This is a genomic window from Natrinema sp. CBA1119 (assembly GCF_002572525.1).
Taxonomy (GTDB): domain Archaea; phylum Halobacteriota; class Halobacteria; order Halobacteriales; family Natrialbaceae; genus Natrinema.
In genome coordinates, this window is sequence record NZ_PDBS01000001.1 from 3,581,427 (window position 1) to 3,606,051 (window position 24,625).

General features: G+C 62.9%; 23 protein-coding genes and 1 pseudogene. 15 read left to right on the forward strand and 9 right to left on the reverse strand.

Features of this window, described 5'->3' with window-relative positions; translation table 11 throughout:
* Positions 1–47 precede the first annotated feature (47 nt).
* Positions 48–1,694 (reverse strand): acetate--CoA ligase, encoded by a 1,647-nt coding sequence (locus CP556_RS17620; RefSeq protein WP_098726795.1) that lies wholly within the window; start codon positions 1,692–1,694, stop codon positions 48–50.
* Between the two features lie 234 nt (positions 1,695–1,928).
* Positions 1,929–2,705 (reverse strand): SDR family NAD(P)-dependent oxidoreductase, encoded by a 777-nt coding sequence (locus CP556_RS17625; RefSeq protein WP_098726796.1) that lies wholly within the window; start codon positions 2,703–2,705, stop codon positions 1,929–1,931.
* A 767-nt stretch (positions 2,706–3,472) separates the two neighbouring features.
* Here CP556_RS17625 and CP556_RS17635 point away from each other — a divergent pair.
* The 5 genes from CP556_RS17635 (at position 3,473) to CP556_RS17655 (ending at position 7,382) form a co-directional block, all read left to right on the forward strand.
* Positions 3,473–4,648 (forward strand): thiolase domain-containing protein, encoded by a 1,176-nt coding sequence (locus CP556_RS17635; RefSeq protein ID WP_098726798.1) that lies wholly within the window; start codon positions 3,473–3,475, stop codon positions 4,646–4,648.
* Positions 4,645–5,055 carry a Zn-ribbon domain-containing OB-fold protein gene (locus tag CP556_RS17640; RefSeq protein WP_098726799.1) on the forward strand — a complete coding sequence of 137 codons (411 nt, stop codon included), beginning with the start codon at positions 4,645–4,647 and terminating at the stop codon, positions 5,053–5,055. Before CP556_RS17635 ends, CP556_RS17640 begins: the two co-directional genes overlap by 4 nt.
* A 160-nt stretch (positions 5,056–5,215) precedes the next feature.
* A complete protein-coding gene (locus tag CP556_RS17645) occupies positions 5,216–5,953 on the forward strand; it encodes a polysaccharide deacetylase family protein (RefSeq protein WP_098726800.1) in 738 nt (245 codons plus the stop codon).
* 68 nt (positions 5,954–6,021) lie between these two features.
* Positions 6,022–6,492: a MaoC family dehydratase gene (locus CP556_RS17650; protein WP_098726801.1), complete on the forward strand. Its 471-nt coding sequence runs from the start codon at positions 6,022–6,024 to the stop codon at positions 6,490–6,492.
* A 2-nt stretch (positions 6,493–6,494) separates the two neighbouring features.
* Positions 6,495–7,382, forward strand: coding sequence for an HpcH/HpaI aldolase/citrate lyase family protein (locus CP556_RS17655; protein ID WP_098726802.1), 888 nt, complete (start codon positions 6,495–6,497; stop codon positions 7,380–7,382).
* A 29-nt stretch (positions 7,383–7,411) separates the two neighbouring features.
* Here CP556_RS17655 and CP556_RS17660 read toward each other — a convergent pair whose 3' ends face one another.
* Positions 7,412–8,182 carry an enoyl-CoA hydratase/isomerase family protein gene (locus CP556_RS17660; RefSeq protein WP_098726803.1) on the reverse strand — a complete coding sequence of 257 codons (771 nt, stop codon included), beginning with the start codon at positions 8,180–8,182 and terminating at the stop codon, positions 7,412–7,414.
* A 202-nt stretch (positions 8,183–8,384) separates the two neighbouring features.
* Here CP556_RS17660 and CP556_RS17665 point away from each other — a divergent pair, with 202 nt between their 5' ends.
* From CP556_RS17665 to CP556_RS17680, 4 genes are all read left to right on the forward strand, one after another.
* The gene (locus CP556_RS17665) at positions 8,385–9,362 is read left to right on the forward strand and encodes an LLM class flavin-dependent oxidoreductase (protein ID WP_098726804.1); all 978 of its coding nucleotides are present in this window, start codon (positions 8,385–8,387) and stop codon (positions 9,360–9,362) included.
* 308 nt (positions 9,363–9,670) lie between these two features.
* On the forward strand, positions 9,671–10,861 hold the full coding sequence (locus tag CP556_RS17670) for a CaiB/BaiF CoA transferase family protein (RefSeq protein ID WP_176548230.1): 1,191 nt from the start codon (positions 9,671–9,673) through the stop codon (positions 10,859–10,861).
* Between the two features lie 236 nt (positions 10,862–11,097).
* On the forward strand, positions 11,098–12,090 hold the full coding sequence (locus CP556_RS17675; RefSeq protein WP_176548231.1) for a TIGR03617 family F420-dependent LLM class oxidoreductase: 993 nt from the start codon (positions 11,098–11,100) through the stop codon (positions 12,088–12,090).
* A gap of 189 nt (positions 12,091–12,279) precedes the next feature.
* The gene (locus CP556_RS17680) at positions 12,280–13,833 is read left to right on the forward strand and encodes an AMP-binding protein (RefSeq protein ID WP_098726807.1); all 1,554 of its coding nucleotides are present in this window, start codon (positions 12,280–12,282) and stop codon (positions 13,831–13,833) included.
* Between the two features lie 244 nt (positions 13,834–14,077).
* On the opposite strand, the gene CP556_RS17685 is transcribed toward CP556_RS17680, so the two are convergent.
* Complete coding sequence (locus CP556_RS17685) at positions 14,078–14,851, reverse strand: enoyl-CoA hydratase/isomerase family protein (protein WP_098726808.1); 774 nt, start codon at positions 14,849–14,851, stop codon at positions 14,078–14,080.
* 129 nt (positions 14,852–14,980) lie between these two features.
* On the opposite strand from CP556_RS17685, the gene CP556_RS17690 reads away from it, so the two are divergent.
* Positions 14,981–16,150 (forward strand): acyl-CoA dehydrogenase family protein, encoded by a 1,170-nt coding sequence (locus CP556_RS17690; RefSeq protein ID WP_098726809.1) that lies wholly within the window; start codon positions 14,981–14,983, stop codon positions 16,148–16,150.
* Between the two features lie 165 nt (positions 16,151–16,315).
* On the opposite strand, the gene CP556_RS17695 is transcribed toward CP556_RS17690, so the two are convergent.
* Both CP556_RS17695 and CP556_RS17700 read right to left on the reverse strand, forming a co-directional pair.
* Positions 16,316–16,774: a MaoC family dehydratase gene (locus tag CP556_RS17695; protein WP_098726810.1), complete on the reverse strand. Its 459-nt coding sequence runs from the start codon at positions 16,772–16,774 to the stop codon at positions 16,316–16,318.
* Positions 16,775–16,846: 72 nt separating this feature from the next.
* Positions 16,847–17,626 carry an enoyl-CoA hydratase/isomerase family protein gene (locus CP556_RS17700; protein ID WP_098726811.1) on the reverse strand — a complete coding sequence of 260 codons (780 nt, stop codon included), beginning with the start codon at positions 17,624–17,626 and terminating at the stop codon, positions 16,847–16,849.
* Between the two features lie 218 nt (positions 17,627–17,844).
* Between CP556_RS17700 and CP556_RS17705 the strand changes: the two genes are divergently transcribed.
* The 3 genes and pseudogenes from CP556_RS17705 (at position 17,845) to CP556_RS27320 (ending at position 19,159) form a co-directional block, all read left to right on the forward strand.
* The gene (locus CP556_RS17705) at positions 17,845–18,663 is read left to right on the forward strand and encodes an enoyl-CoA hydratase/isomerase family protein (RefSeq protein ID WP_176548232.1); all 819 of its coding nucleotides are present in this window, start codon (positions 17,845–17,847) and stop codon (positions 18,661–18,663) included.
* A 203-nt stretch (positions 18,664–18,866) separates the two neighbouring features.
* A pseudogene (locus CP556_RS27315) lies at positions 18,867–18,986 on the forward strand (SDR family NAD(P)-dependent oxidoreductase); the annotation flags it as partial.
* Positions 18,987–19,006: 20 nt separating this feature from the next.
* The gene (locus CP556_RS27320; protein ID WP_394340746.1) at positions 19,007–19,159 is read left to right on the forward strand and encodes an SDR family oxidoreductase; all 153 of its coding nucleotides are present in this window, start codon (positions 19,007–19,009) and stop codon (positions 19,157–19,159) included.
* A gap of 1 nt (position 19,160) precedes the next feature.
* Here CP556_RS27320 and CP556_RS17715 read toward each other — a convergent pair whose 3' ends face one another.
* On the reverse strand, positions 19,161–19,955 hold the full coding sequence (locus CP556_RS17715; RefSeq protein WP_098726814.1) for an enoyl-CoA hydratase/isomerase family protein: 795 nt from the start codon (positions 19,953–19,955) through the stop codon (positions 19,161–19,163).
* A 169-nt stretch (positions 19,956–20,124) separates the two neighbouring features.
* Here CP556_RS17715 and CP556_RS17720 point away from each other — a divergent pair, with 169 nt between their 5' ends.
* Positions 20,125–21,273, forward strand: a complete 1,149-nt coding sequence (locus tag CP556_RS17720; RefSeq protein WP_218011974.1) for an acyl-CoA dehydrogenase family protein — start codon at positions 20,125–20,127, stop codon at positions 21,271–21,273.
* A gap of 114 nt (positions 21,274–21,387) precedes the next feature.
* A complete protein-coding gene (locus CP556_RS17725; RefSeq protein ID WP_098726816.1) occupies positions 21,388–22,605 on the forward strand; it encodes a CaiB/BaiF CoA transferase family protein in 1,218 nt (405 codons plus the stop codon).
* Positions 22,606–22,681: 76 nt separating this feature from the next.
* Here CP556_RS17725 and CP556_RS17730 read toward each other — a convergent pair whose 3' ends face one another.
* Positions 22,682–23,251, reverse strand: coding sequence for a carboxymuconolactone decarboxylase family protein (locus tag CP556_RS17730; RefSeq protein WP_098726817.1), 570 nt, complete (start codon positions 23,249–23,251; stop codon positions 22,682–22,684).
* Between the two features lie 154 nt (positions 23,252–23,405).
* Positions 23,406–24,611, reverse strand: coding sequence for a CaiB/BaiF CoA transferase family protein (locus CP556_RS17735; protein WP_098726818.1), 1,206 nt, complete (start codon positions 24,609–24,611; stop codon positions 23,406–23,408).
* Positions 24,612–24,625: the final 14 nt, after the last annotated feature.

Here is a 24,625-nt window from a genome sequence, read left to right on the forward strand (position 1 = left end):
CGAGTAATTTCGAACGGCTGGCCGTTGGGATAGCTGTAGTCGGCAGTCTAGGCGTCGAGTTCCGACCGCTTGATCTTCCCGCTCGACGTTTTCGGGAGTTCATCGACGAATTCGATTTCGCGAGGATACTCGTGCTTTGAAAGCCGAGACCGAGCGAACGACTGCAGTTGTGATGCGAGCGATTCGGAGGGAGACGCATCCGATGCGGGAGCGACGATCGCTTTGACGACTCGCCCGCGCGTTTCGTCCGGTGCGCCGACGACTGCGACTTCCTCGATAGCGTCGTGTTTCAGGAGCGTTTCTTCTACTTCTTCGGGGCCGATTCGGTAGCCCGAGGAGATGATGACCTGATCTGCCCGTGACACGTACCAGAAGTAGCCGTCCTCGTCGCGTTTGGCGAGGTCGCCCGTCCGCCACCACAGGCCGCTGTAAGACGTGATCGACGATTCCGGGCGTCCCCAGTACCCGCCCGTTCGGGCGTCTTGGTCACGTTTGACGGCGATTTCGCCGGTTTCCCCCACTCCAACGTCCTCTCCGTCCTCGTCGAGCAACGCGACCTCGTGGCCGGGAACCGGCTTTCCCATACTACCGGCCTTGACCTCCCAATCGGGAAACGCGAAATTGGCGACGACCATTCCCGATTCGGTCTGCCCGTAGGCGTCGAGGGGCCGGGCTCCCAGTGCGTCCGCACACCAATTGACGGTCGCCTCGTCCAACGACTCGCCGGCGGAGACGAGTACTCGAAGGTCGACCTCGTACTCGTTGGGCGAAGCGGACGACGACCGGAGCTTGCGAAGTCCCGTCGGCGGTAACATCGCGTTCGTGATCTCGAAGTCCTCGAAGGTCGCCAGCAACTGCTCGGGATCGAACGGCCCGCGGTAACAGCCCGCAGCGGTACCGCGCAATCCCGCTGCGAGCGTGCCGGCAGTGAAGCCGTACGACCACGCCGGCGACGCGGCAACGAAGTAGTTGTCCTCTGGCTGCAGGTCTACGACGTACTCGAGGTACGCGTGGAGGTGAATCGTTCCTTCGTGCGTCGACGGACACCCCTTCGGTTGCCCCGTCGTTCCGCTCGTGTACTTGATTGCGTAGACGTCGCTCGGATGGCTCTCGACCGACTGAAAATCACCGTCCGCCCGTTCGATCACGTCGTACGATTCGAGAGCGACGTCCGCCGGTCGGTCGTCGGGATCGAGACCGTCAGTTCCGTCGACGACGATCACGGTCTCGAGTTCGGGGAGCGCCTCACCGTCGAGTTTCGACACGTGTTCGGACGACGTCACCAACACCGACGCGCCGGAGTCGGCGAGTCGATACTGCAACGCCTCGTCACCGAACAGCGGTGCCAATGGCACGTACACTCGCCCGGATTTAATAGTGCCGTACGCGGCGGCGTAGAGTTCTATCTGTGCGGGAAGCATCGCAGCAACCCGGTCACGCGAGCCGACGGTCGCTTCGAGATAGGTCGCGACCCTGTTAGCGGCAGTGTCGAGCTCCGCAAACGAGTACGTCTCGTTGGCGCCGGTTTCGAAATCCCGCAGTCGGAGGCCGGTTTCATGCGAGTCACCGTGACGGCCGAGGGCCTCTTCAGCGATGTTCACCGACTCTCGATCACCGACCGTGACGAGTTCGTCCCAGCAGCGGTCACGATCGTACAGTTCGGAAACGGATCCGTGGATGCTTTCATATGTCATCGCTTAGGTGTGGTATTGAATGTCGTTTGATTTCGTAAGGGTGTCCGGGAATACCTCTGCAGCAATCGGTTTAGTACGACCACAGTGATTGGCATTCGCACACACTCATATAACGCTTCGGAATGAATCGGCGTTCGTCGCGACGAAAAAACGCCGTCGACCGCCGACGTTACCGTCCTCGGTCGCTGTCTCGTCAGCTGGCTGGGTCGTGACGGCACGCAGCTCCCGGCCGAGCTAGCCTCGGATATAGCCGCCGTTGACGCTCACGACCTCTGCGGTGATCCACTCGGCGGCGTCGCTCGCGAGGAAGGCGACCGTGTTAGCGATGTCCTGTGGCTTCCCGAGTCGGTTCAGCGCATACGACTCGAGGACCTTTTCCCGATACTCTGCGAGCCACTCCTCGGTCGCGGGCGTCTCGGTTGTTCCGGGAGACACGACGTTCATCCGGATACCGTGTTCACCGACTTCCTTGGCGACGTTCTTCGTGAACGCGACGTTCCCGGCCTTCGCGCCGCCGTAGACGGCGAGGGACGGATCGTTCCCCTTGTACGAATCGCTGGCGTAGTTGATGATGCAGCCGCTTTCCTGGTCGACCATGTGCGAAAGGGCGGCGTGCGTACAGTTCATCGTCCCGAAATAGGTCACGCCGACCGCCCGATCCCAGTCTTCGGGCGTCGACTCGAGGAACGAAGACGTGCCCGTACTCAGGCCGGCGTTGTTAACGAGGACGTCGATCGAGCCGAACTCGTCGACGGTCGTCTCGATCATCTCGGTGGCGTCGTCGTACGACGAGACGTCCGTCTCGATCGCCAGCGCTCGAGTATCGTACTCCTCTTCGATGGTCGCCGCGACCGTTTCGGCGGCATCGATGTCGACGTCGGCGATAGTGACGTTCGCGTCGTGTGCGGCGAAGGTTTCACAGACTGCCCGACCGATACCGCTCGCACCGCCGGTCACGACGACACTGTCATCTGTAAAGTCAAACTTCTCGGCGAGTGATTTTTCAGACACGATTCGTCATTTATTGCCTTCTCACATAATAGTACTGTTGCGAGTCATCGCGGCCGGAACAGTGGATCTCGACGAGATACACATCGGCCGTCCGAGCCCGGTGAATCGTTAGAACGTATTCCCAACAGTAGCAGCGACATCGCGGTCTACGAAACGTGTTCAGTGTGAATGGGGAACCAATATGCGTTCCGTATTACGGAACCACTATCGCGACCGAGAGTTGGGACTGACGGACCCCTCACCTCGTTACTCCGGCAATTACGGGTACTGTGCGTATCGACGGCCGATATCGACGAGAGAGACGACCAGTACTTTACAATCATATACTTGGAAAGGAGATGGAGAGAACGAGAAACGGAGGGATACTATTGATCTGCGTGCCATTCTGTATCGGGGAACAGAGATCGGAGTGGCGCATATCCCGAGAAAGCGATAAAGAGTGGCTCTCGGACGGAATGAGGGCGGAATCATCGGAGAAAATCCGTTCCGTATTCCGGAATGCCGAGAGAGAGAGAGAGGGGGGATGGCTGCCCCACTCGAGTCGGTCTACGGTGAGTGGCCTCGGTCGTTCGCTCGAATCGACGACCGAAACTCGAAGTACTATCAGCGTGCGTACGAGTTGACTGAACGTTCGACGCTGTCGTCCGTGTCCGGGCGCGCTTCCGAGATCGCTTCTCGAGAGTTCGCGATATCCCCCGAAACGACGCCGTGAGTCGGAAGTAACCCAACGCAAAGTTTTAGGATAACCGACCCTCTCAGTAGACGTGATGACAGAACGCGAACCAGCGTACATAGCTGGAGCCTTCGAACATCCGACGCGGGAGGCACCGGACAAATCGACGATGCAGTTACACGCGGAAGTAGCCAAAGGAGCACTCGCTGACGCGGGCCTGTCGAAAGACGACGTCAATGGGCTCTTCACCGCTGGCGTCCCCGAGTATCAATCCGGACTTTCCCCGCTCGTTATCGCGGATTACCTCGGTGTTGACGCGTCGTACGTCGACACGACCGACTACGGTGGGTCGTCGTACATCGCGCACGTCGGCCACGCGGTCAGCGCGATCCGTGACGGAAAGTGCGACGTTGCGCTCATCACGCTTGCCGGCCGGCCGCGGTCGCGCGGCCAGGCGACGGGGTCCGGAGCGCGAGAGATACGGACCGTCCAGGACAGCTTCGAGCGGATCTACGGCGCGACGAACATCACGATGTACGGCATGGCCGCACAGCGCCACATGCACGAGCACGGGACGACGGCCGAACAGCTCGCGGAAATCCGCGTCGCTGCGTCCCAGCACGCCCAGTATAACGACGACGCGATGTTTCAGGACCCGGTGACCGTCGAAGATGTCGTCGAGTCTCGAGTCGTCGCCGATCCGCTCCATCTGCTCGACTGCTGTGTCATCTCGGACGGCGGCGGCGCGCTGGTACTCGTTTCCGAAGACGTCCGCGACGATCTCGATCGCGAGGCCGTCGAAGTGCTCGGCCACGGCGAAGCGCCCTCACACCACGATGCAGGACGCATCGATATCACGCGTACCGGGGCCGAGTCATCCGGCGAACGCGCCTTCGCGGAAGCCGGTCTCGGTCCCGCGGACATCGACTACGCGTCGATCTACGACTCCTTCACCATCACCGTTCTCGAGGCGATCGAGGATCTGGGGTTCTGCGAGAAGGGCGAGGGCGGCGAGTTCGTCGAAGGCGGCACGCTACAGGCACCGGACGGAGACCTTCCGTTCAACACCGACGGTGGCGGCCTCTGCTCGAATCACCCCGCGAACCGCGGCGGGATGACCAAAGTCATCGAGGCCGTTCGCCAGCTCCGCGGCGAGGCGAACCCCGAAGTGCAAGTCGACGCCGACGTCGCGCTTGCCCACGGAACGGGCGGCAGCATCGCGACTCGTCACGGTGCGGCGACCGTCGTTCTCGGAGGGGAAGGCCGATGACCTGGGAACCCCGGCCCGTTCCCGAAGTGAACCCCGAAACCGACCGCTACTGGCAAGCCGCCGCGAGCGGCGAGTTGCTGGTCCAGGAGTGTGACGATTGCGGACTCGTGTATCACTACCCGCGATCGCTCTGTCCCGACTGCTTCAGCGAGAAAGTGGAATGGCGTGAAGCTTCGGGCCGCGGCGAGGTCTACTCGTACTCGACCGCTCGAACGATGAGCGGCTGGCCCGAAGACGACCTGCCGCTCGTCGTCGCCTACGTGGAACTCGACGAGGGGCCCCGGATCATGACGAACATCGACGCCGACCCCGAGGACATCGCCATCGGAGCGCGCGTCGAGGTCCGGTTCGTCGATACCGAGGACGAGGACGTCTCGATTCCCGTCTTCGTTCCGGCGAACGCGTAGTCGGAACCCGGCTCGAGCGTCGCCTCGAGCCGAAACCGCCGACCGAGAGAAGCATCGAGAACTGGAAACTACGATACCAACGGCGGACGATCGCGATACCGCCCGCCTTCTGCGGAAGGTTTAATCGGTGTACCGGTGTGTAGGAGACGAGGGATGTACTATGCCAAATGCCAATCCAGCGGTGTTACGAGAGTTCGAAACGTGGTTGAGTCTGTTCACCGACGGCGAACTGCCGGAGCATCACCGATGGAAAGCGTGGTTCTGCGTCGCGGAATACGACCTAGCCGATTTCGCGCGGATCTCGGCGCTGCTCCGGGAGAACGGCGCGACGGGGAGCTTCGCGTTCCTCGGCCGGGATGCGGAGGAACAGGCTGATATCATCGAAACGCTCGACGCCGATGGCCACGAGATCACGTTTCACTCTCATCGCCACCACGCGTACGCCGACCTGTCGTACGACGCGGCACACGATGCGATCACCACCGGAATGGCGGCCATCGAGGACGCGACGGGTATCACGCCGAGCGGGTTCTTCGTCCCGTTCCGGCGACTCAGCGATGGTGCAGTTCGGGCCGTCGAGGACGTCGGGTTCGACTGGGTACTCGGACGAGCGGATCGGGATCTCACGGACGTCGAACTCGTGGAACCGGTAACGCCGTTCGACACGAGGCTACTCGAGGAGCACCCTCCCGCGGAGGCGACGAGCCGACTGCGAGCGAAGGCCGAAGCCGGCGAGACCCCGTTTCTCTTCCACCCGCCGGTCCTCGAGTATCACGAGGGACTTCCAGCGCTCGAAGACTGGATACGCGCCGTCGAACCCGTCTCCGTCGCCGAACAGATCGAACGAGGTGGGACGGGAATCGTCCTCGACTGCGTTCGACCGGTGCGCGTGGAATAGGGGCGGTCACACCTCCATGTGAACGAGCCCCAAATACTTTTGTCCGTTGAGCAAGTCCTCTCCGTGAGATGTCGACACAAACACGCGGGAAGTACTACGAAGAGCTAGCAGTCGGTGACGTGTACGAACACCGGCCCGGTCGAACCGTCACCGAATTCGACAACACGCTGTGGTCGTTGCTGTCCGTCAACCTGCAACCCTTGCATCTCGACGCTCACTACGCGGCGGGGACCGAATTCGGCCAGCGTCTCGTCAATAGCATGTTCACGCTCTCGACGGTCGTCGGCCTGCAAGTTCACGATCTCACGCTCGGAACGACCGTCGCGAACCTCGGATTCGAAGAGATTGCATTCCCACATCCCGTCTTCATCGGCGATACGCTCTACGCCGAGACCGAGGTGCTCGAGAAGCGACCGAGCGATTCCCGAGACGACAGCGGCATCGTCACGTTCGAGCATCGGGGCCACACACAGGACGGAGAACTGGTCTGTGAGTGCACGCGGATCGCACTCATGCTTCTCCAGCCGGAGGACGAGTGACGATGCGTCCGATTCGATCGATTCTGTACATCCCCGCAAACAACGAGGACTGGGTGCTCGAGGCGCCCGAAAAGTACGACGCCGACGCGTTCATCTTCGACCTCGAGGATTCCGTCCCCCCTAGCGAGAAGGAATACGCACGCGAGGTCGTCGCCGATGCGTACGAGCAGTGGGACACTGACAAGACCATCACCGTCCGTCTCAACGCACCCGATACCGGGCTGTTCGAAGCTGATCTCGACGCGGTCGTTCACGACCGACTGGACGCCGTCATCGTGCCGAAACTCCCGCGAACGGAGTATATAACGCGCACCGATCACGTCCTCTCGTATCTCGAAGCGAGGCGCGGAATCGACAGTCCAACCGAAATCGTCGCGCTCCCGGAGACGCCGCGCGGGTTCTACAACGCTCACGAACTGTGTCAGGCGAGCGACCGGGTCGCCGCCATCGTCGGCGGAACCAGCCGCGGTGCCGACGTCGAGCGGGCGCTCGGCTGGGAGTGGACCGAAGAAGGAACCGAGAAACTCCACATGCTGTCGAAAGTTCTCCTCGACGGCAAAGCGGCCGGCGTCGAGCAGTTCTTCGGCGGGGCGTGGACGAACGTCGAGGATATCGAGGGGCTCAGAACGGAAGCCGAGCGGCTTCGGTCGCTCGGCTACACCGGCTACCAGGTCATCCATCCGAGCCACGTCGAGCCGATCAACGAGATTTTCACCCCCGACGAGGACGACGTGGCGTTCTGGCAGCGGGTGATGGAAGCGATGGAGACGGCGGAACTCGAGGAATCCCGCGGCGCTGTCCGGTTCGAGGGGGAGATGATCGATGTCGCACACATCAAGCGTGGCGAAGACATTTTAGAGCGCGCTCGAGCGTTCGATATGATCGATTGACAGCGCGGCGACCGTCGGGTGACGCCGTCTCACCACTCCGGTTCCCTGCCCTCGACGTAGGCCCGGAGGCCTTCCTGTGCCTCGTCGGTCTCGACGATGTTGCAGATCGTCTCGACGACGTTCTCGATGTTCCGTCGGTAGTCCAGATCCTGCGAGCGCATGTAGGCGTCTCGCGCGAGTTCCATCACGAGCGGCGATTTCTCGTTGAACGACGCCGCCAGCTCACGGGCGGTCTCGAGGACCTCGTCCTGCGGGACGACGCGATTGAAGATCCCCCTGTCGGCGGCCTCCTGTGCCTCCATGGGATCGCCCGTAAACAGCAACTCGAACGCCTTGTGCCGGCCGATCTGTCGCGGCAGGTGGACGAAGTGCATCGCCGGGATGAGTCCGACGTCGATCTCGGGGTAGCCGATCGACGCCGTTTCGCTGCCGACGATTACGTCGCACGAGACCGCCAGCGTCACCCCCGCCGCCCGCGCCGGTCCGGTGAGCGCGGCGATCGTCGGCTTTCCCATCCGGTACTGGAGATCGTGCATGTCGAAGTACAGCGTCTCGAGGAACCGACGCAGTTCGAGACCCGAGCCACCCGCCATCATCTCGAGGTCCATACCGGCGCTGAACGCACGGTCGAAGGCGCTCGTCAGAATGATCGATCGGACCGAATCGTCGTCGGCCGCGAGCCGATACGCGTCGTTGACCTCCTCGGTGAGGTCGTGATTGATCGCGTTGACCGGATCCCGGTGCATCGTCAGTTCGGCCGTGTGGTCGGTGACTTCGTAGTCGATGAGTTCGAACGACATCACTCGAGGTACAGCGAAGCGTCCCTTAACCGTTTTGTTGAGTGTTACCAACCAACACCTACTTTGATCTGTCTTCACCCTATCTAGCACCTCGTTTTGAGCGGAAGAGAGCAGGGTGCGCCACGACGTCATCTTAGTGACTGTGCTGGTACTGTCGTATAAATAATACAAGTGTGATATAAGTGCATTGGGTAGGGAACCCATGACAGTTGGCCTGATGCTACCGACGTACCTCGACCGCGAGGAACGACTGCCGCTCGCCGAGGCCGCCGACGAACTCGGCGTCGACGCGGTGTTCACCGGCGAATCCGCGAGTTCGAACCTCTTTATCGACCTGACGTGGATCGCCTCGAAGACGTCGACCGTGACGATCGGAGCGGGGATCGCCAACGTGTTCTCGCGCTCCCCCAGCCTCATCGCCCTCAGCGCGGCCGAACTCGACGGAATCTCCGACGGTCGCGTCGTCCTCGGCCTCGGGACGAGCACTCCGCCGTTGATCGAAGGCGTTCACGGTCTACCGTTCGAACGGCCGGTGTCACGGACGGCGGAGTACATCGACATCATCCGAGCGGGATGGACCGGCGACCGTCTCGACTACGACGGTGACTTCTACTCGCCATCCGGCGGCCGGCTGCTCGAGACCCCGGTTCAGGACGAGATTCCGATCGCGGTCGCGGCCCTCGGTCCGTCAAACCGCCGGTTGACCGGTTCGAAGGGCGATATCTGGCTTCCCCACCTCGTTCCGAAGACCGTCCTCGGCGATCTGGCCGAAGACGTGTACGGCGCCGCTCGAGATCGCGAGCGGTCGGCCGACGCCATCGACGTCTACGCGTACGTTCCGACGGCCATCGACGAGGACATCGACGCGGCCTACGACCGTGTGCGACGACACGTGGCCACGTACGCCGGCTCCGCGGAGCCCTACCGTGACGCGATCGCCGACGCGGGCTACGACGTTGCGATGGAGGTCCACCGAACGTGGCAAGACGGTGACCGCGACGCTGCGGCGCAGTTGGTCACCGACGAACTGGTCGAGGACATCGGCCTCGTCGGAACGCCTGACGATGCGCCGAGCGCCTGCTCGCAGTGGTACGACGCCGGCGCCGATATGGTCGTGATGAACTTCCCGCCGGGCTCGAGCGCGGACGACGTTCGGACCGCGCTGGCCGCCGTCTCGTAGACCGAGCCCTCGGTCTCGGTGCGTTCGACAACCAACCAGCGTATCGGCTACCGATCAGCCAATCGGCCATAAGACGCCGGACCATCGAATCCTGCGGCAATTTTCCCGCCGTACGGGCCCGGAAGCAGTCGCGTGAGATCGAGGACGCAACCGTCGTCGAGGAACGGTTGCATGGTCTTGAGAAACACACTCGTCGTCAAATGTGTTCGCATCGGACCGTCGCGGACGGGTTCGTATCGGATTCCCGCGGACGTCGAACGGAACCCGACGCCCAAACACGTAATTGGGTCCGGGATAATCCACCATCTATGGGCTTCTTGAACGGGATCAACGTGGTCGATCTGTCTCAGATGGTGTCCGGACCGGTGGCGACGATGCACCTCGGCGACATGGGTGCAGACGTAGTGAAGGTCGAACGACCGGAGTCCGGGGACATCTCCCGAAATCTGGCGCCGTTCGTCGACGGCGTGAGCTCCCAGTTCGTCGCCCTCAATCGCAACAAGCGCTCGATCGAGGTTGACCTCCGCTCGGATCGTGGACAACGCCTCGTGATGGAACTCCTCGAGAAGGCGGATGTCTTCGTCGAGAACTACAAGGCCGGTACCGCCGAGGGGTTCGGCCTCGATTACGACGCCGTGTCCGCGGTGAACCCGGAGATCGTCTACTGTTCGATCAAGGGGTTCGCATCGGATTCGATTTACGAGGACAACCCCGCGTACGACATGGTGGCACAGGCGATGAGCGGCTCGATGAGTATCAACGGCTGGCCCGACGGACCGCCGACGAACACGTCCATCCCGATCGCCGATATCGCGGCGTCGATGTACGCCGTCCAGGCGATCACCGGTGCGCTGTACGATCGAGACGTCAACGACGCCGGCGGGGAGTACATCGAGGTCTCGATGCTCAACTGCATCATGTCCTGGCTAGGGATCCGAGCGACCGCCAGCGGCGTGGAAAACGAACCGTACCCCCGCGTCGGGAACAGGCACTCGACCGTCGCGCCGTACAAGGTGTACGAGACGGCCGACTCGTACGTCGTCGTCGCCGTCGCGAGCGACGGACTCTGGCCGAAGTTCTGCCGCGCGATCGACCGAGAGGACCTTATCACCGATCCGCGATTCGAGACCGGGGCCGATCGAACGGCGAACATGGACGAACTGTACGAGATCACGGACGACATCATGCGGCAGAAGACGACCGAGGAGTGGTTCGACATCCTGCAGGAACACGGCGTTCCGTCGGGCCCCGTCCGGAACACCCTCGAGGCGCTCGAGGACGAGTACACCGAGCAACAAGGGTTAGTGCAGGAACTCACCACCGCTGCCGGCGACGACTCGATTCCGGTGATCCGCTATCCGGTCGACTTCGGCGAGTTCGACGCGCCGGTCCACACTGATCCGCGGCCGCTCGGTGCCGACACGTCTCATGCCCTCCGCGAACTCGGCTACGACGACGCCGAAATCGAGGCGCTGCACGAAGCGGGAATCATTGGCTGAGCGGAGTGCAACCGTCGAAAACGGTCGTTCGATCTCTCCGTCACAGTACGAGTCGAACGATCGGGCTGCTCGTCCGATGCCGATCAAATACCTCTGACCTCATCCAAACGCGCGAGTGACTCGAGCGGATCGGCGACCAGACCGTGGTCGGAACCCGATTGCTCCGACGCGCGGAGACCGATGGCTCGGACTAGTTGCTCGGAAGGTTTATTCCGATCTCCGATGACGGTACACGCGTGAAGTTTGACGCAAATCTCGCCTCACCGGCTATCACGGAAGCGGACAATCTCGCTGGGGCGGCGGAGGATATGGGTTTCGACGGCGCGTGGGTCACCGAGACGACACACTCGCCGTTCACGCTGACGACGCAGCTGGCGAACGGGAGCGATCGAATGGATCTCGGAACGGCCATCACGGTCGCGTTCCCCCGCAGCCCGATGGTGACAGCCTACACGGCGTGGGATGTCCAGTCCCTGGCGGACGGCCGATTCGTGCTGGGGCTCGGGACGCAGGTCAAGGGTCACATCGAGCGGCGGTTCGACGTCGAGTGGGATTCGCCCGGCCCGCGACTCCGCGAGTACGTGGAGGTGCTCCGGGAGATCTGGGCGTCGTGGGAGGAAGACCGCCATCCCAGCTACGAGGGTGAGTTCTACTCGATCACGCTCTGTCCGGCGGACTGGCGTCCGGAACCGATCGAGCACTCCCGCGTCCCGATTTACATCGCGGGCGTCAATTCCTACAACGTCACGCTCGCGGGAGAGTGCTGTGACGGACTGCACGTCCACCCGCTCAACTCCCCGGAGTATATCGAACGGGAAGTCGTTCCGGACATCGAAACGGGTGCGGCTCGAGCCGATCGAGACCCGGACGACGTGACGCTGGTGACCAACGTGTTCGCGATCACCGGCGAGACCGACGCGGAGCGAGAGCAGGCGCGGGAGGAGATCCGACGGCAGATCGCGTTCTACGGGTCGACGCGGACCTACAAGCGAATCTTCGCAGTCCACGGCTGGGAGGACGTCTGCGACGACCTCCACGAGCTGTCGGTCGAGGACCGCTGGGACGAGATGCCCGCGCTCGTCACCGACGAGATGGTCGAGACGTTCTCCGTCGAGGGAACGTACGACGAACTCAGAGACGAGATCGAAGAGCGGTACACCCACATCGATCGGATCTCGCTGTACGCGCCGTACCGCGGCGAGGAACACTGGCAGCGCGTCCTGTCGTAGTTCGCGGCCGATGACCGGACTTGTGCTCAGATGGCGACCGCCCGCGCCGACCGGCTGTCGCTTGCGTCGTCTCGTCCGTTTCAGGCCTGCGGGTCGCTTCGCTCGGTCGAACGATGTTTTACTCGGTCGGACGCACGACGAAGCACTAACGAAACGGTATTAGTAGACGTTACCGTACCACATAGAACGATGATGCGAATCGAGCAACTCCTCGAGTCGCGGGTAGAAAAGACGCCGGAAAAACCGTTCGTGACGGTTCCCGACGACGACGGACCGGCCGACTGGACGTTCGAGGCGGTTGCCGACAGATCGAAACGATACGCGAACGCGCTCTCGGCGTTCGGTGTGGAATCCGGTGATCGGGTCGGCGTGTTCCTTCCGAACCGGCCCGAATTCGTGTTTTTGCTGTTCGCGAACGCCTACCTCGATAGCGTTACGGCCCCTGCCAATCCCCAGTACACGGCGTCCGAACTCCGCCACTCGGTCGAGCTCTCGCGGCCGTCGGTTCTGGCGACGACGGCCGACCTGCTCGAGGTCGCCGTCGAAGCGACGGACGAGACGACCGTCGATCGAATCGTGACAGTAGACCCCGTCGAGGGGTACGACGCGTTACCGGCGGCGGCCGACGAGCAGTCGCCGGCGCGTCCGACCCACGACGGTAACGCCGAGTCGATCGGCCTCCACATGTACACGTCGGGGACGACCGGCCCGCCGAAGGCCGTCGAGTGCCAGCACGAAAACTGGACGGTGAGCGCCGTCGATTTCCAGAAGCGGATGGGACTGACGGGCGCGGACACGCTACTGACGGCGCTTCCTCTCTTCCACGCGAACGCCCAGGTGTACTCGCTGCTCGGAGCAGCCGCGGCGGGCGCGGCGGTCGTCATTTACGAGCGGTTCTCCTCCTCCCGCTGGTGGGAGTGGTGCCGAGCGCACGATGTCACCGAGTTCAACGCCATGGGAAGTATGCTGAAGATGCTGGATAATCGCCCCGAATCCGACGACGACGCGGACAACCCGGTCGACCGGGTCTTTTCGGCGGGGACGCCGCCGGAGCTCATCGAATCGTTCGAGGAGCGATTCGGTCTGCGGGTCGTCGAAGGCTACTCCCTCACCGAGGATCCGCTGTTGGTGCTCAACCCCGTCGACGAGGGCAAGCGCCGCATCGGTAGTATCGGACTGCCGCCGGCCGAAAAGCGAATTCGAATAGTCGACGAGGACGGAACCGACGTTCCGCGCGGTGAACGGGGCGAAATCGTCCAGCGGTGCCCGGCGGTGATGGCCGGTTACCATCGCCAGCCGGAGAAGACCGCCGAGGCGATCGTCGACGGCTGGTTCTACACCGGCGACTACGGGAAGATCGACGAGGACGGGTTCGTCTACTTCCTAGACCGGAAGAAGGACATCGTCCGACGAGGGGGCGAGAACATCTCCTCGTACGAGGTCGAGGGCGTCATCAAGTCCCTCGACGCGGTCGACGAAGTCGCCGTCATCCCGAGCCCGGATGAGTTCTACACCGAGGTCGTGAAGGCGCTCGTTCGGGTCGAGGCGGATCGCGAACTCTCCGAAGCGGCGATCGTCGACCGGTGTCGAGATGACCTCGCACCGTTTAAATTGCCGCGGTACATCGAGTTCGTCGAGGAGTTTCCGTACACGCCGACGGGCAAAATCCAGAAGGAGAACCTTCGAACTCGAGAGAAGGCGGAGAGCCCGGATCACTGGGATCGAGAGGCGAAGGACGACTGATTTCGGGTTGAACGCGGCGCTATCACCGGTTTCAGCGAATTCGGTACCACGCTGTCAGTAACCGGTCACAGATCGGGGATCGCAATCGACACTGGCGCACCCCGTTCGGAACGCACTCGTAACGCGTCCTCGCCTTCATCGTACTCACGCCCAACGGTCGATCGATAATGCGAATCGTCTCGGATCCCCCATCGCGGTTCGAGGGTAACTGGCGCGGAACGCCGGAACGTCTGCGCCCCCGGTATCAACGCCCCTCGAAGGCCGGATCGCGCTTCTCGAGGAACGCTTCTGCGCCCTCCTGCTGGTCCGCCGTCCCGAACAGGAACGCACACGCGATCCGCTCGAAATCGAGCCCCCCTTCGTCGTCCAGCCCGCGGTTGATCGACTCCTTCGCCAGTCGGAGCGCCAAGGGCGCGTTCGCGGCGATGGTTTCCGCTAACTCGCGGACGGAGTCGTCGAACTCGTCCGGTTCGTAGACGCGGTTGACGATCCCGAGAGTCGCGGCCTCCTCGGCGTCGACCGCACGGCCGGTGAAGATGAGATCCTTCGCGACGCCGGCACCCGCGACGTGGGCGAGGCGCTGGGTGCCGCCACCGCCGGGGAGGATCCCGAGGCCGACTTCCGGGAGCCCGACCGTCGCGTCCGGCGTCGCGACGCGCAGATCACAGGCGAGCGAGACTTCCAGACCGCCGCCGAAGGCGTAGCCGTCGATCGCGGCAATCGTCGGCACGGTGAGATCAGCGACGTCGTTGTACAGTCCCTGCCCGTAGTTCGTCAGGTACTCGAGCGCGTCGACTCGGTCGAACTCGGCGAACGCCTCGATGTCGCCGCCGGCGATGTACGAGTCGCCTTTTCCCCGGAGGACGACGACCCCGATATCGTCGTTCGCGTCGATATCGTCGAGCCGGCCGCGGAGCGCGGTCCGTGTTTCCCGATCCATCGCGTTCCGTTTGTCGGGATTGTTGACGGTTAGCGTGGCTATTCGATCCGAAACGTCGAGCAGGACCTTCTCGGACATCAGTGGCCCTACGACCGGTCGCTAGTTAGTCGTTAGCATTGCCAGCAGTACGGCCCGGAAGCCGCGAAACGAGTGTTCGGAGTTCCGACCACCGGTGCCTATAAGTCCGCTTCCCGAAACTGACATAGTATGGACTTCGAGCTCAGCGATGAGCAACGACTCATCAGAAGCGAGATTCAGGACCTCTGCGACCAATTCGGCGACGAGTACTGGCGCGAAAAGGACATGCAACACGAGTTCGGGTGGGAGTTCTACGAGGAGTTCGCCGACGGCGGCTGGTGCGGCGTCACGATTCCGGAGGAGTACGGCGGACAGGGGTACGGCGTTCAGGAGGCGAGCATCATCCAGCAGGAGATCGCCCGCTCCGGCGCTGCGATGGCCGGCACGTCGATCACGTCACACCACGTCTTCAGCGCTGCCCCGCTGGTGGAGTACGGGTCGGACGATCACAAGGAACGGTACCTGCCGGATATCGCCGATGGAGCGGTCATGGTCTGTACGGGCGTCACGGAACCGAACGCGGGGACCGATACGTCACAGATCGAGACGTTCGCGGAGCGAGACGGCGACGAATACGTCGTGAACGGCCAGAAGATTTGGACCTCGAAGGCGCAGGAGGCGGACGTCATCATGCTCCTCGCGCGGACGCAACCGCGCGAGTCGAGCGACCGGTTCGGCGGCCTCACGCTGTTTTTCACCGAGTTCAACAAGGACATGGACAGCGTCGACGTGAGCGAGATCCCGAAGGCCGGCCGCGGCGCGGCGGACTCGAACGAGGTCTGGTTCGACGACTTCCGCGTTCCGGCCGCGGATCGAATCGGCGAGGAAGGAAACGGGTTCAAATACCTCCTCTCGTTCGCGAACTCCGAGCGGATCAGCATCGCTGCCAACGCCGTCGGAACCGGACAGGCCGCACTCGAGACGGCCGCATCCTACGCCAGGGAGCGCGAAGTCTTCGACAACTCCATCGGCACCTATCAGGCGATTCAGCATCCGCTCGCGGACTCGTGGACCAAACTGACGCAGGCGGAACTGATGATTCGGAAGGCCGCGTGGCTGTACGACAACGACAAAAATTCGGGTCCAGAGGCTAACGCCGTCAAACTCCGCGCGAGCGAGGACGCGATCGAGGCCTGCGAGCGCGCCGTTCGCGTTCACGGCGGAATGGGGTACGCGAGGGAGTACGACGTGGAGCGATACTGGCGCGAAGTCATGATCAACGTGCTCGCACCGATCTCGAACGAGATGGTCAAAAACTACATCGCACAGCACGTCCTCGATCTTCCGCGCTCTTACTGAGTCAGCACGGATACCGCCATTTCCGCCAGAGACGCGTTATCGGTCGTTTTGACGGCTTCAGGCCTTCGATCGGGAACAGGACTTCGAACCGCCGCACGACTTCGAGCGGGAAGAACCTCGAGCGGTATCACACCGGACTGACAGCGGACCCCCGCTCGTGGACGGTCAGCTGTCCTCGTCGGCCGCTCGTCGCCGAACGATGTTGTGCGAGATGACCGACATCACTTCGTCTCCGTCGTCGTTATAGACCCGACGCTTGAAGTCGACGTATCCGCGATCAGAGTGGCTGTCGCTCGGCGTCTTCTCGAGGATCTCCGCGCGAACGGTGAGCGTGTCGCCGGGACGAACCGGCGTGTACCACCGAAGTTCGTCCATGCCGCTACCGCCCATGTTTGCTATTTCGCTGAGGCAGTCGTCGACGGTCAGCCGGGTTGCGAGACTGAGCGTGTGCAGTCCGCTGGCGACTAACCCGCCGAACATCGAGTCCTCGGCCGCCGCTTCGTCGACGTGAAACGGCTGCGGATCGAACTGTTCCGCGAACGAGACGATCTCCGATTTCGTCACCGTGTGCGTTCCGCTCTCGAACGTCTCTCCTTCGTCCAGGTCTTCGAATAACTTCGGCATGGACGGTCCGACGAAAGCGACCGATAAATAGCTAGCGTCGTTTCCGTCGTCGCGTTCGGATCGCCGGACCGCTTACCGCCCCTGAAACTCCGGCTCCCGGTTCTCGAGGAACGCCGTCATCGCCTCCTGTTGATCGTACGTATCGAAACAGGCGGCGATCGTCTCGAGGCTGTGATCGATACCCGATTCGACGCCGTTCGATCGGAGCGCCCGAAAGACCTGCGTCTGCCACTGGATGATGCGCGGACTCTTGCTCGCCAGCGTTTCGACGAGGTGGTCGACGGTCTCGTCGTACGCGTCCGGCGCGACCGCCCGGTTGACTAACCCGAGTTCCTCGGCGTCCAGCCCGGAAACCGGTTCACCCGTGTAGACGATCTCCTTTGCGGCCTGAAGACCGACCAGTCGAACGAGGAGTCCGCCCTGGATGCCGGTGACGAGCCCCGCGTCGATCTCCGGGAGTCCGAGCGCGGCGTCCTCGGTCGCGACGCGAAAGTCACACGACATCGCGAGCTCGAGCCCGCCGCCGAGCGCGTACTCGCCACACCGACAGACGGTGACTGCGTCGAGGTTCCGGACCCCTTGCATGAGTTCGTACAGGTTCGTCAGCATCGCCCGCGCTTCGGAGACGGAGTAGTCCTTCACCTCGTCGAGCTTCAGACCGGCGGTCAGTCCGCCGACGCCGTCGTCGGCATCGGGGCCGATAGTGAGGACCGAAACGTCGTCGGAGACGGTTTCGACCCGATCACGGAGGGTAACGATCGCGTCGGGAGAGAACAGGTTCAGATCGCCGAAGTCCAGTCGGAGGTGGGCGACGTTATTCAGGTCGGTATCGCGGTCGAGGGTTACGGACATGCTCACGAGTTCACGGGAAATACACGTTAACCTTTGTGCCGCGGTCACGCGAGTCGCGGACGAGCGGACGTAGATTGCGGCGGCATCGGTCCGATCACGGCGTTATCAGCCTGTCCAGTCGACTCGAGGGGCGATAGTAGCGTGTACTGGCCCATCTTCCCGATAGCGATCGAATGGGACAAAGTAATTATTGCGACGGCTACCGTGACCTCCATTGTATGTCATCCTTTGACAATATATCGGTGACGACGGCCGAGACGAACGACAGAATCGCCCGCGTCTCGCTCGATAACGAGGCCCAGCACAACACGCTCGATCTGCGGACGATCCAGGAGTTAGACGACGCCTTCACGGCGGCCGACCGCGACGCGGAGATCGATGCGATCGTCCTCGGGACGACTGGCGATGTCTTCTGTTCGGGAGCCGACCTCGGCGATCTAACCGAGATGGCGTTCGAGGAGGGAACGCGCTGGATGAGCCAGTACTTCGAGACGATCGACGTACTCAGGGACACGGGCAAGCCCACGGTCGCCGCCATCGAAGGGGTTTGCGCCGCCGGCGGCAACGAGCTCGCGATGGGGTGTGACCTGATCGTCGCGGGCGAATCGGCCAAGTTCGGGCAGCCCGAAGTCGGTGTCGGCTCGACCGCTGCCGGCGGCGGCGTGCAACTGCTCCCGCTGCTCGTCGGTGAGAAACGGGCGCGAGAGATGCTGCTGCTCGGGGAGATGTATCCCGCGTCGCAGATGCAGGAGTGGGGACTGGTCAACCGCGTCGTCGATGACGGGGGCGCTCGAGACGAGGCGGTCTCCCTCGCGAACGACATTGTCTCCAACAAAAGCCCGCAGGCGTACCGCGCCATCAAGACGATCATGAAGACCTGGACGAACATCGGCATGGTCAATCAGGAGATGGCTCGAGACATGACGGCCGCGGTCTGGGACTCCGAGGAGTTCCGCGACCGCGCCGAGGCGTTCGTCGACAGGGAGGAACAGACTCCGCGATCGTTCACCGGATCGCAACCCGTGGACAGGGAGTGACGCCGCGGTCGGGAGCGGAATTCGATCGGCTGCCGTCCGGACTCGAGCGATCGTATCCGGTTCGATCGGCCGTAATGGGTTCTATCGGCCGCATACGGGTTCGAACGTCGGATCTTCGGCGTCAAGTATTCGTTCGACCGCAATCGTTGTGCGGTGTGTTATCATTGGTGAACAGTATGCGTTGACTCAGCGACAAGCGCGTCATCGTCACCGGGAGCGGCCGCGATATCGGTCGCGGTATCGCACGGCGACTCGCCGAGGAGAGCGCGGTCGTCGTGGTGAACGACATCGACGAAGCGAACGCCGACGAAACGGTCTCGTTGATCGGGAACTGGGGGCCAAGATCCTCGGTAGCATGGCGGATCAGAACCCCTTCGGACGGATGGCGGAACCGGAGGACATCGCGGGTGGCGTCGCGTTCGTGGCATCGGACGACGCGGCGTTCGTCACCGGCCAGGTGCTGAGCGTCTCCGGCGGGCTAACGATGGTCGGGTAGGTTACTCGCCCCGGAAATCGGGCTCTCGTTTTTCGTCGAACGCGGCGATGGCCTCCGCGTGGTCGTCCGTTTCGCGACACTCGCCGAGCGCCTCGATCGCGTGCTCGAGCCCCGTCTCCATGTTGACGTCGTGGGCCTCGTTGACGAGTTGCTTCGCGTTCCCGAGCGCGACGGTGGGCCCGTCCGCTAGCTCGCGGGCCCGGTCGAAGGCGACCTCTCGAGTGCGCTCGGCGTCTCCATCGACGACCGTCGAGGCGATGCCCAGTTCCTTGGCCTCCGTCCCGGAGACGCGACGACCGGAGAAGATCAAGTCCTTCGCGACCTCTTCGCCGACGAGACGGGGAAGCATGTACGCGCCGCCGTCCCCCGGCGACAGCCCCACGTTCACGTACGATTGGCTCAGTTCGGCGTCGGCTCGGACCACTCGGATGTCACAGCCCAGCGCGAGATCCATCCCGGCACCCATCGCGTAGCCGTTGACGCCGCCGACGACGGGAAGCGGCGTGCGTCGGAGCGCCTTGAGCACACGCTGTGCTCGGTGGACGGTATCCAGCGCCTCCGGCGTCGATTCCGAGAGCCCGCCTTCGTCCCCGAGATCGACGCCGGCGCAGAACGCCTTGTCACCGGCGGCCGTGAACAGGATCGAACGGACGTCGTCGTCCGCTTCGAACGACCGAATCGCGTCGTGTAACTCCTCGAGGACGCGCGGGGTGAACGCGTTCAGGCTCTCCGGACGTTCGATTTGCATGCGACCGACTCCTTCCATAACGGTGGCAGTAACTACGTCATCGGACATGAGAGAGTCCACGGAACGTCGAGGAATAACGTTTTCCCTCGATCGCTGCACGACCGGGACCGTCGATCGAACTCGAGAGGCGCTCGTTCACTGTCCCGCGTCGCAGTGAGTCGTGACGCACACCGGCGGCAGCGTAACAGATATGGTTCCGGTTGCAGAACGGTATACCGTGATAATTGATAACAATCCATCCCTCCGAATGTGGCGGGACATCGTCCACGAGTTCATGGACGAGAAAATCGGCGTCGAGTACTGTCGGGAGTGCTACGCGAACCGGGAGTATCCACACCGAATCTACGACGGTGTCGTCGAAAACGACTGGATCGGGTTGCTCGTCCCGGAGGAGTACGGCGGGCAGGGCGGCGATATGATCGAACAGGTGATCCTGCTCGAGGCGCTGGGCAAGTACGGCTACGATCTCGGCATCCCGGTCGCTATCTCGTCGTTTTCGTACGGAAACCTCATCGAGTATGGGACCGAAGAACAGAAACAACGGTTCATTCCGAAGTTGCTCGACGGCGAGGTTCGGTTCTCGATCGGCGTCTCCGAATCCGGCACCGGAAGCGACGCCGCGAGTCTGCAGACGAGAGCTGAACGGGACGGCGACCACTACGTCGTCAACGGAGAGAAGATGTGGCAGTCGGCCGCTCACGTCGACGGAAACATCATCAACTTGTACGTTCGGACCGATCCGGACGCGGAGAAACACGAGGGGATCAGCGCGCTCCTCGTTCCGAACGACCTCGACGGTATCGAGATGACCAAACTCGACACCGTCGTTCGCAAGGCGACGGGCACGAATCAGGTCTTCTTCGACGACGTCCGGGTGACCGCCGAGAACCGCCTCGGCGCGGAAGGACAGGGCTGGGAGATACTCACGGACCATTTCGCGAACGAACGGACCCAGATTTCGGCCGCGATGGTTGGCAACGCCCAGACGGTCGTCGACACGGCGCTCGAGTACGCGCTGGAACGGGAACAGTTCGGCACCTCGATCGCCGAGTTCCAGACCATCAAACACCGGCTCGCGGACATGCAGACGGAGGTCGACGCCGCGCGCCAACTCGTGTACCACGCGGCGGAACACATCGATCATGGCACCAGCCCTCGTCGCCTCGCCGCACAGGCCAAACTCAAGGCCAGCGAGACGTTTCAGACGGTCGCGCAGCAGGGGATGCAGATCATGGGCGGTGCCGGATTTCTCCCCGAGAACGACATGGAACGCTACTGGCGCGAGGGGAAGATTTCCACCATCGGCGGCGGGACCAGCGAGATCCAGCGCTCCATCATCGCGAGCGATATGCTCGAGAATCGATGAGTCGTCATTCGTCGGGACGCCGCGAGGCCGAACGCCGACGGGCTACCGACCGACCGACGAGTGTAGTACGATTCAACACCGAGAATTACATCGTCAGAGACGAACACGCATACGATGACAACTACTGAATCAGCAAGGCAACTTCCGCTGTCCGGAATCACCGTCGTCGAACTCGGCAACCTCGTCGCCGCACCCTTCACGGGACTCATGCTCGGCGATCTCGGTGCCGACGTGATCAAAGTCGAACGGCCCGGAACCGGCGACATGATTCGCCAGTCCGGCGACTCCGGCGACGCGATCTTTACGGCGCTCAACCGAAACAAACGCAGCGCGACGATCGATCTCCAGAGCGACGCCGGACGCGAGGCCTACCACGAACTCGTCGCGGTGGCCGATATCGTCGTCGAGAACCTCCGACCCGGCGTCACCGAACGACTGGGTATCGGGTACGACGCGCTCAGCGACGATCGCGACGACCTGATTTACGTCTCCATCGCCGGCTTCCTGCAGGGGGGCCCGTACGAGGACCGGCCGGGGATGGACGTCGTCGGCCAGGCCATGTCGGGGATGATGCGGATGACCGGCCAGCCGGGCGGAAAGCCGCTTCGGGCGGGAACGTCGGTGATCGATATCGGAACCGGCGTCTACGGTGCGTTCGGGGCGATGCTGGCGCTGTGGATGCGCGAAACGACCGGGACGGGCCAAAAGATCGACGCCGGGCTCTTCGAAACGGCCTCTCACTGGTCTCACTACTGGACGATCTTCGCGCAGCTCTTCGGCGACCATCCGCCGCTGGGCTCCTCCCATCCCGCGTTCGGCCTCTACGATGTGTTCGAGACCGAACCGGACGAGTGGCTATTCGTCGGCGTCATCACCGAACGCCACTGGCCCGCGTTTTGCGAGGCCATCGACGCGCCGGAGTTGCTCGCGGACGAGCGCTTCGAGACGAACGAGGGGCGACAGGAGAACGACGACACGCTCTACGATCTGATTCAGGAGACGCTTCGCGGCCGCGATCGATCGGCGGTGGTCGACGCGCTACTGGACGCCGGCGTCCCATCAGCTCCCGTCAATCACCCGTCGGAACTGCTCGACGATCCGCACCTGACTGCGCTGGACCTCCTCGTGGAGACTCAGTCGGACGACGACGAAACGGTTCAGGCGATGCTCACGCCGTTGGCGGGGACCGACATCGGCGTCTCACACCGTCGCGACCCCCCGAATCTCGGCGAAAACACGGCGGCTATTTTCGAATCGGTCGGACTGAGCGATCGGTACGCCGAACTCGAGGCGAACGGCGCGTTCGGCGACGAGTCAGCGAATAACGAGTGAGGTCAAGGTCGTCCGATGACTGAGTCGGACGAGCAGTTCCAGGGGTGAACGCGTGCCGTCGATCGAGAGTCACGACCTACTCGTCGTCGCGATCGTACGTCTCGATCGTCTCGTCGTCGGGCTCCCAGCCGACGAACGCGGTCTCCGGACGCAACGAGAGCGCGTCGATGACGACGGCAGTGCCGAGGTAGTGGCCGACCAGCGACGCCATACCCGCGATCGTCTCGTCGTCGAAGTGGGCACCGATCTCCGCGTGCGCCTCGTCGTCGACCGACCGTCTCACAGCGAGTTTCGCGTACCTGAGCAACGCGCTGTCGGCGGTGTCGAACTCGTCGACGCGGTCGGTGCCGATCGCTCTGATCTCCTCGTGCTCGACGCCGACGTCTCGAGCGAGGCCGACGTGCTGGTGCCACTCGTACTCGTTTTCCAGTTCTCGAGCGATCGTCAGAATAACCAGTTCGACCTCCCGTGAGGTAAGTCCGGCGTGTTCCCACAGTGCGGTCCCGTGGCGCATGTACGTCTGGAGGACCGGCGGGTTGGAGCCGATCGCCTGCAGCAATTCGAGTTCGCCGAGCGCGTCTTCGCTCAGGAGATACTGATACTCCGCCGGGAGAGCCGACTGTCGCGGGAGCGGGATGCGAGCCATACCTGAGAGGGGCCACAAATCGACTTAGTTCTTCGGTCCCGAGCGGGATGGGGCCGATCGACGCCAGACGCGGTCATGGGTCACCGTCAGTCACCCCCGGAATAGCTGCGGGCCTCCGTCACCTCGTTACGGCCCCGGTTCCGGTCCCGGTCCACTACTGGATGACGCCGTCCTCGCGAAGCTGGGAGAGTTCGTCCGCCGAGTAGCCGTGGCGCTCGAGGATCGAGTCGGTGCTCTCTCCCAACTGCTGGGGTGCGACCTCGAGTTGGGTCCCGAGCTGGGCGAAGTGGACGGGTTGATCGATCACGTCCGCGTCCTCCCGGTCGTCGCGTTCCATGACCTGATGGAGTTCGCGCTGTTTCACGTGGTCGTCCTCCCAGACCGTTTTCGTATCGTAAATCGGGCCGGCGGGAACGGTTTCCGCGTGAAGGCGATCGATCCAGTACTCGCTCGGTTCCGATTCCAGAATCGGTTCGAGGATGTCGTCCAGTTCCTCCCGGTTTTCGACCCGGTCTTCCATCGTGGCGAACCGGTCGTCCTCGAGCAGCTCCGGCCGCTCGAGCGCGCGGCAGAAGCCGCGCCAGAAGTCCGGCGTCCCCGCTGCGATGATGATCGGTCCGTCGGCGCAGTCGTACTTTCCGAAGGGGACGATCGACGGGTGGTGCGTGCCGAGTCGCGGGAACGGCTCGTCGTAGCCGAACGTGTAGCCGGCGCGAGCGGTGAGCCAGGTGATGGCGGCGTCCAACATGGGGACTTCGATCCACTCGCCGTCGATGCGGCCTCGCTCTCGAGCGTACAGCGCGGCGAGAACGCTCTGGCTAGCATACGAACCGGCGATGAGGTCGCCGCTGGGAAGCCCCGACCACAGCGGTTCCCCGCCTTCTTCGCCGGTGATGCTCATGATCCCGCTCATTCCCTGGATCAGCATGTCCCACGCCGGCAGGTCCTCGTACGGGCTGTCGCGGCCGAATCCGGAGATCGAACAGTAGATGAGCTCCGGATTCAGTTCGGACACGGTCTCGTATCCGAGTCCGAACGACTCGGCGCGTCCCGGTTTCGTGCTCTCGATGAACACGTCGGCGTCGGCGACGAGCCGCTGAGCCGCTTCCTGCCCCGCGTCGCTCTTGAGATCGATGGCGACGCTGTACTTGTTCCGATTCAGGGTGTCGAAGTAGGCTGGTGTGGGCTGAATGTCCCGACTTCGGTCGCCGCGTCCGACCGCTTCGATCTTGATCACTTCCGCGCCGAGGTCGCCGAGGGCCATCGTCGCGAACGGGCCGGCTGCGACCTGGGTCAGATCGACAACGGTGATTCCGTCGAGGGGTAACACGTCCGTCTCAGGGGATTTCGCTGCCTCCATACCTGTCCCTACTC

Coding starts and splice junctions, on each gene's coding strand:
- CP556_RS17695 (WP_098726810.1), bottom strand. CDS start 16,774: ATGCCGAAGTTATTCGAAGACCTGGACGAAGGAGAGACGTTCGAGAGC.
- CP556_RS17730 (WP_098726817.1), bottom strand. CDS start 23,251: ATGGCTCGCATCCCGCTCCCGCGACAGTCGGCTCTCCCGGCGGAGTAT.
- CP556_RS17685 (WP_098726808.1), bottom strand. CDS start 14,851: ATGTCCGAGAAGGTCCTGCTCGACGTTTCGGATCGAATAGCCACGCTA.
- CP556_RS17725 (WP_098726816.1), top strand. CDS start 21,388: ATGACAACTACTGAATCAGCAAGGCAACTTCCGCTGTCCGGAATCACC.
- CP556_RS17670 (WP_176548230.1), top strand. CDS start 9,671: ATGGGCTTCTTGAACGGGATCAACGTGGTCGATCTGTCTCAGATGGTG.
- CP556_RS17655 (WP_098726802.1), top strand. CDS start 6,495: ATGCGTCCGATTCGATCGATTCTGTACATCCCCGCAAACAACGAGGAC.
- CP556_RS17620 (WP_098726795.1), bottom strand. CDS start 1,694: ATGACATATGAAAGCATCCACGGATCCGTTTCCGAACTGTACGATCGT.
- CP556_RS17700 (WP_098726811.1), bottom strand. CDS start 17,626: ATGTCCGTAACCCTCGACCGCGATACCGACCTGAATAACGTCGCCCAC.
- CP556_RS17715 (WP_098726814.1), bottom strand. CDS start 19,955: ATGTCCGATGACGTAGTTACTGCCACCGTTATGGAAGGAGTCGGTCGC.
- CP556_RS17645 (WP_098726800.1), top strand. CDS start 5,216: ATGCCAAATGCCAATCCAGCGGTGTTACGAGAGTTCGAAACGTGGTTG.
- CP556_RS17705 (WP_176548232.1), top strand. CDS start 17,845: ATGTCATCCTTTGACAATATATCGGTGACGACGGCCGAGACGAACGAC.
- CP556_RS17735 (WP_098726818.1), bottom strand. CDS start 24,611: ATGGAGGCAGCGAAATCCCCTGAGACGGACGTGTTACCCCTCGACGGA.
- CP556_RS17680 (WP_098726807.1), top strand. CDS start 12,280: ATGATGCGAATCGAGCAACTCCTCGAGTCGCGGGTAGAAAAGACGCCG.
- CP556_RS17650 (WP_098726801.1), top strand. CDS start 6,022: ATGTCGACACAAACACGCGGGAAGTACTACGAAGAGCTAGCAGTCGGT.
- CP556_RS17690 (WP_098726809.1), top strand. CDS start 14,981: ATGGACTTCGAGCTCAGCGATGAGCAACGACTCATCAGAAGCGAGATT.
- CP556_RS17665 (WP_098726804.1), top strand. CDS start 8,385: ATGACAGTTGGCCTGATGCTACCGACGTACCTCGACCGCGAGGAACGA.
- CP556_RS17635 (WP_098726798.1), top strand. CDS start 3,473: ATGACAGAACGCGAACCAGCGTACATAGCTGGAGCCTTCGAACATCCG.
- CP556_RS17660 (WP_098726803.1), bottom strand. CDS start 8,182: ATGTCGTTCGAACTCATCGACTACGAAGTCACCGACCACACGGCCGAA.
- CP556_RS17640 (WP_098726799.1), top strand. CDS start 4,645: ATGACCTGGGAACCCCGGCCCGTTCCCGAAGTGAACCCCGAAACCGAC.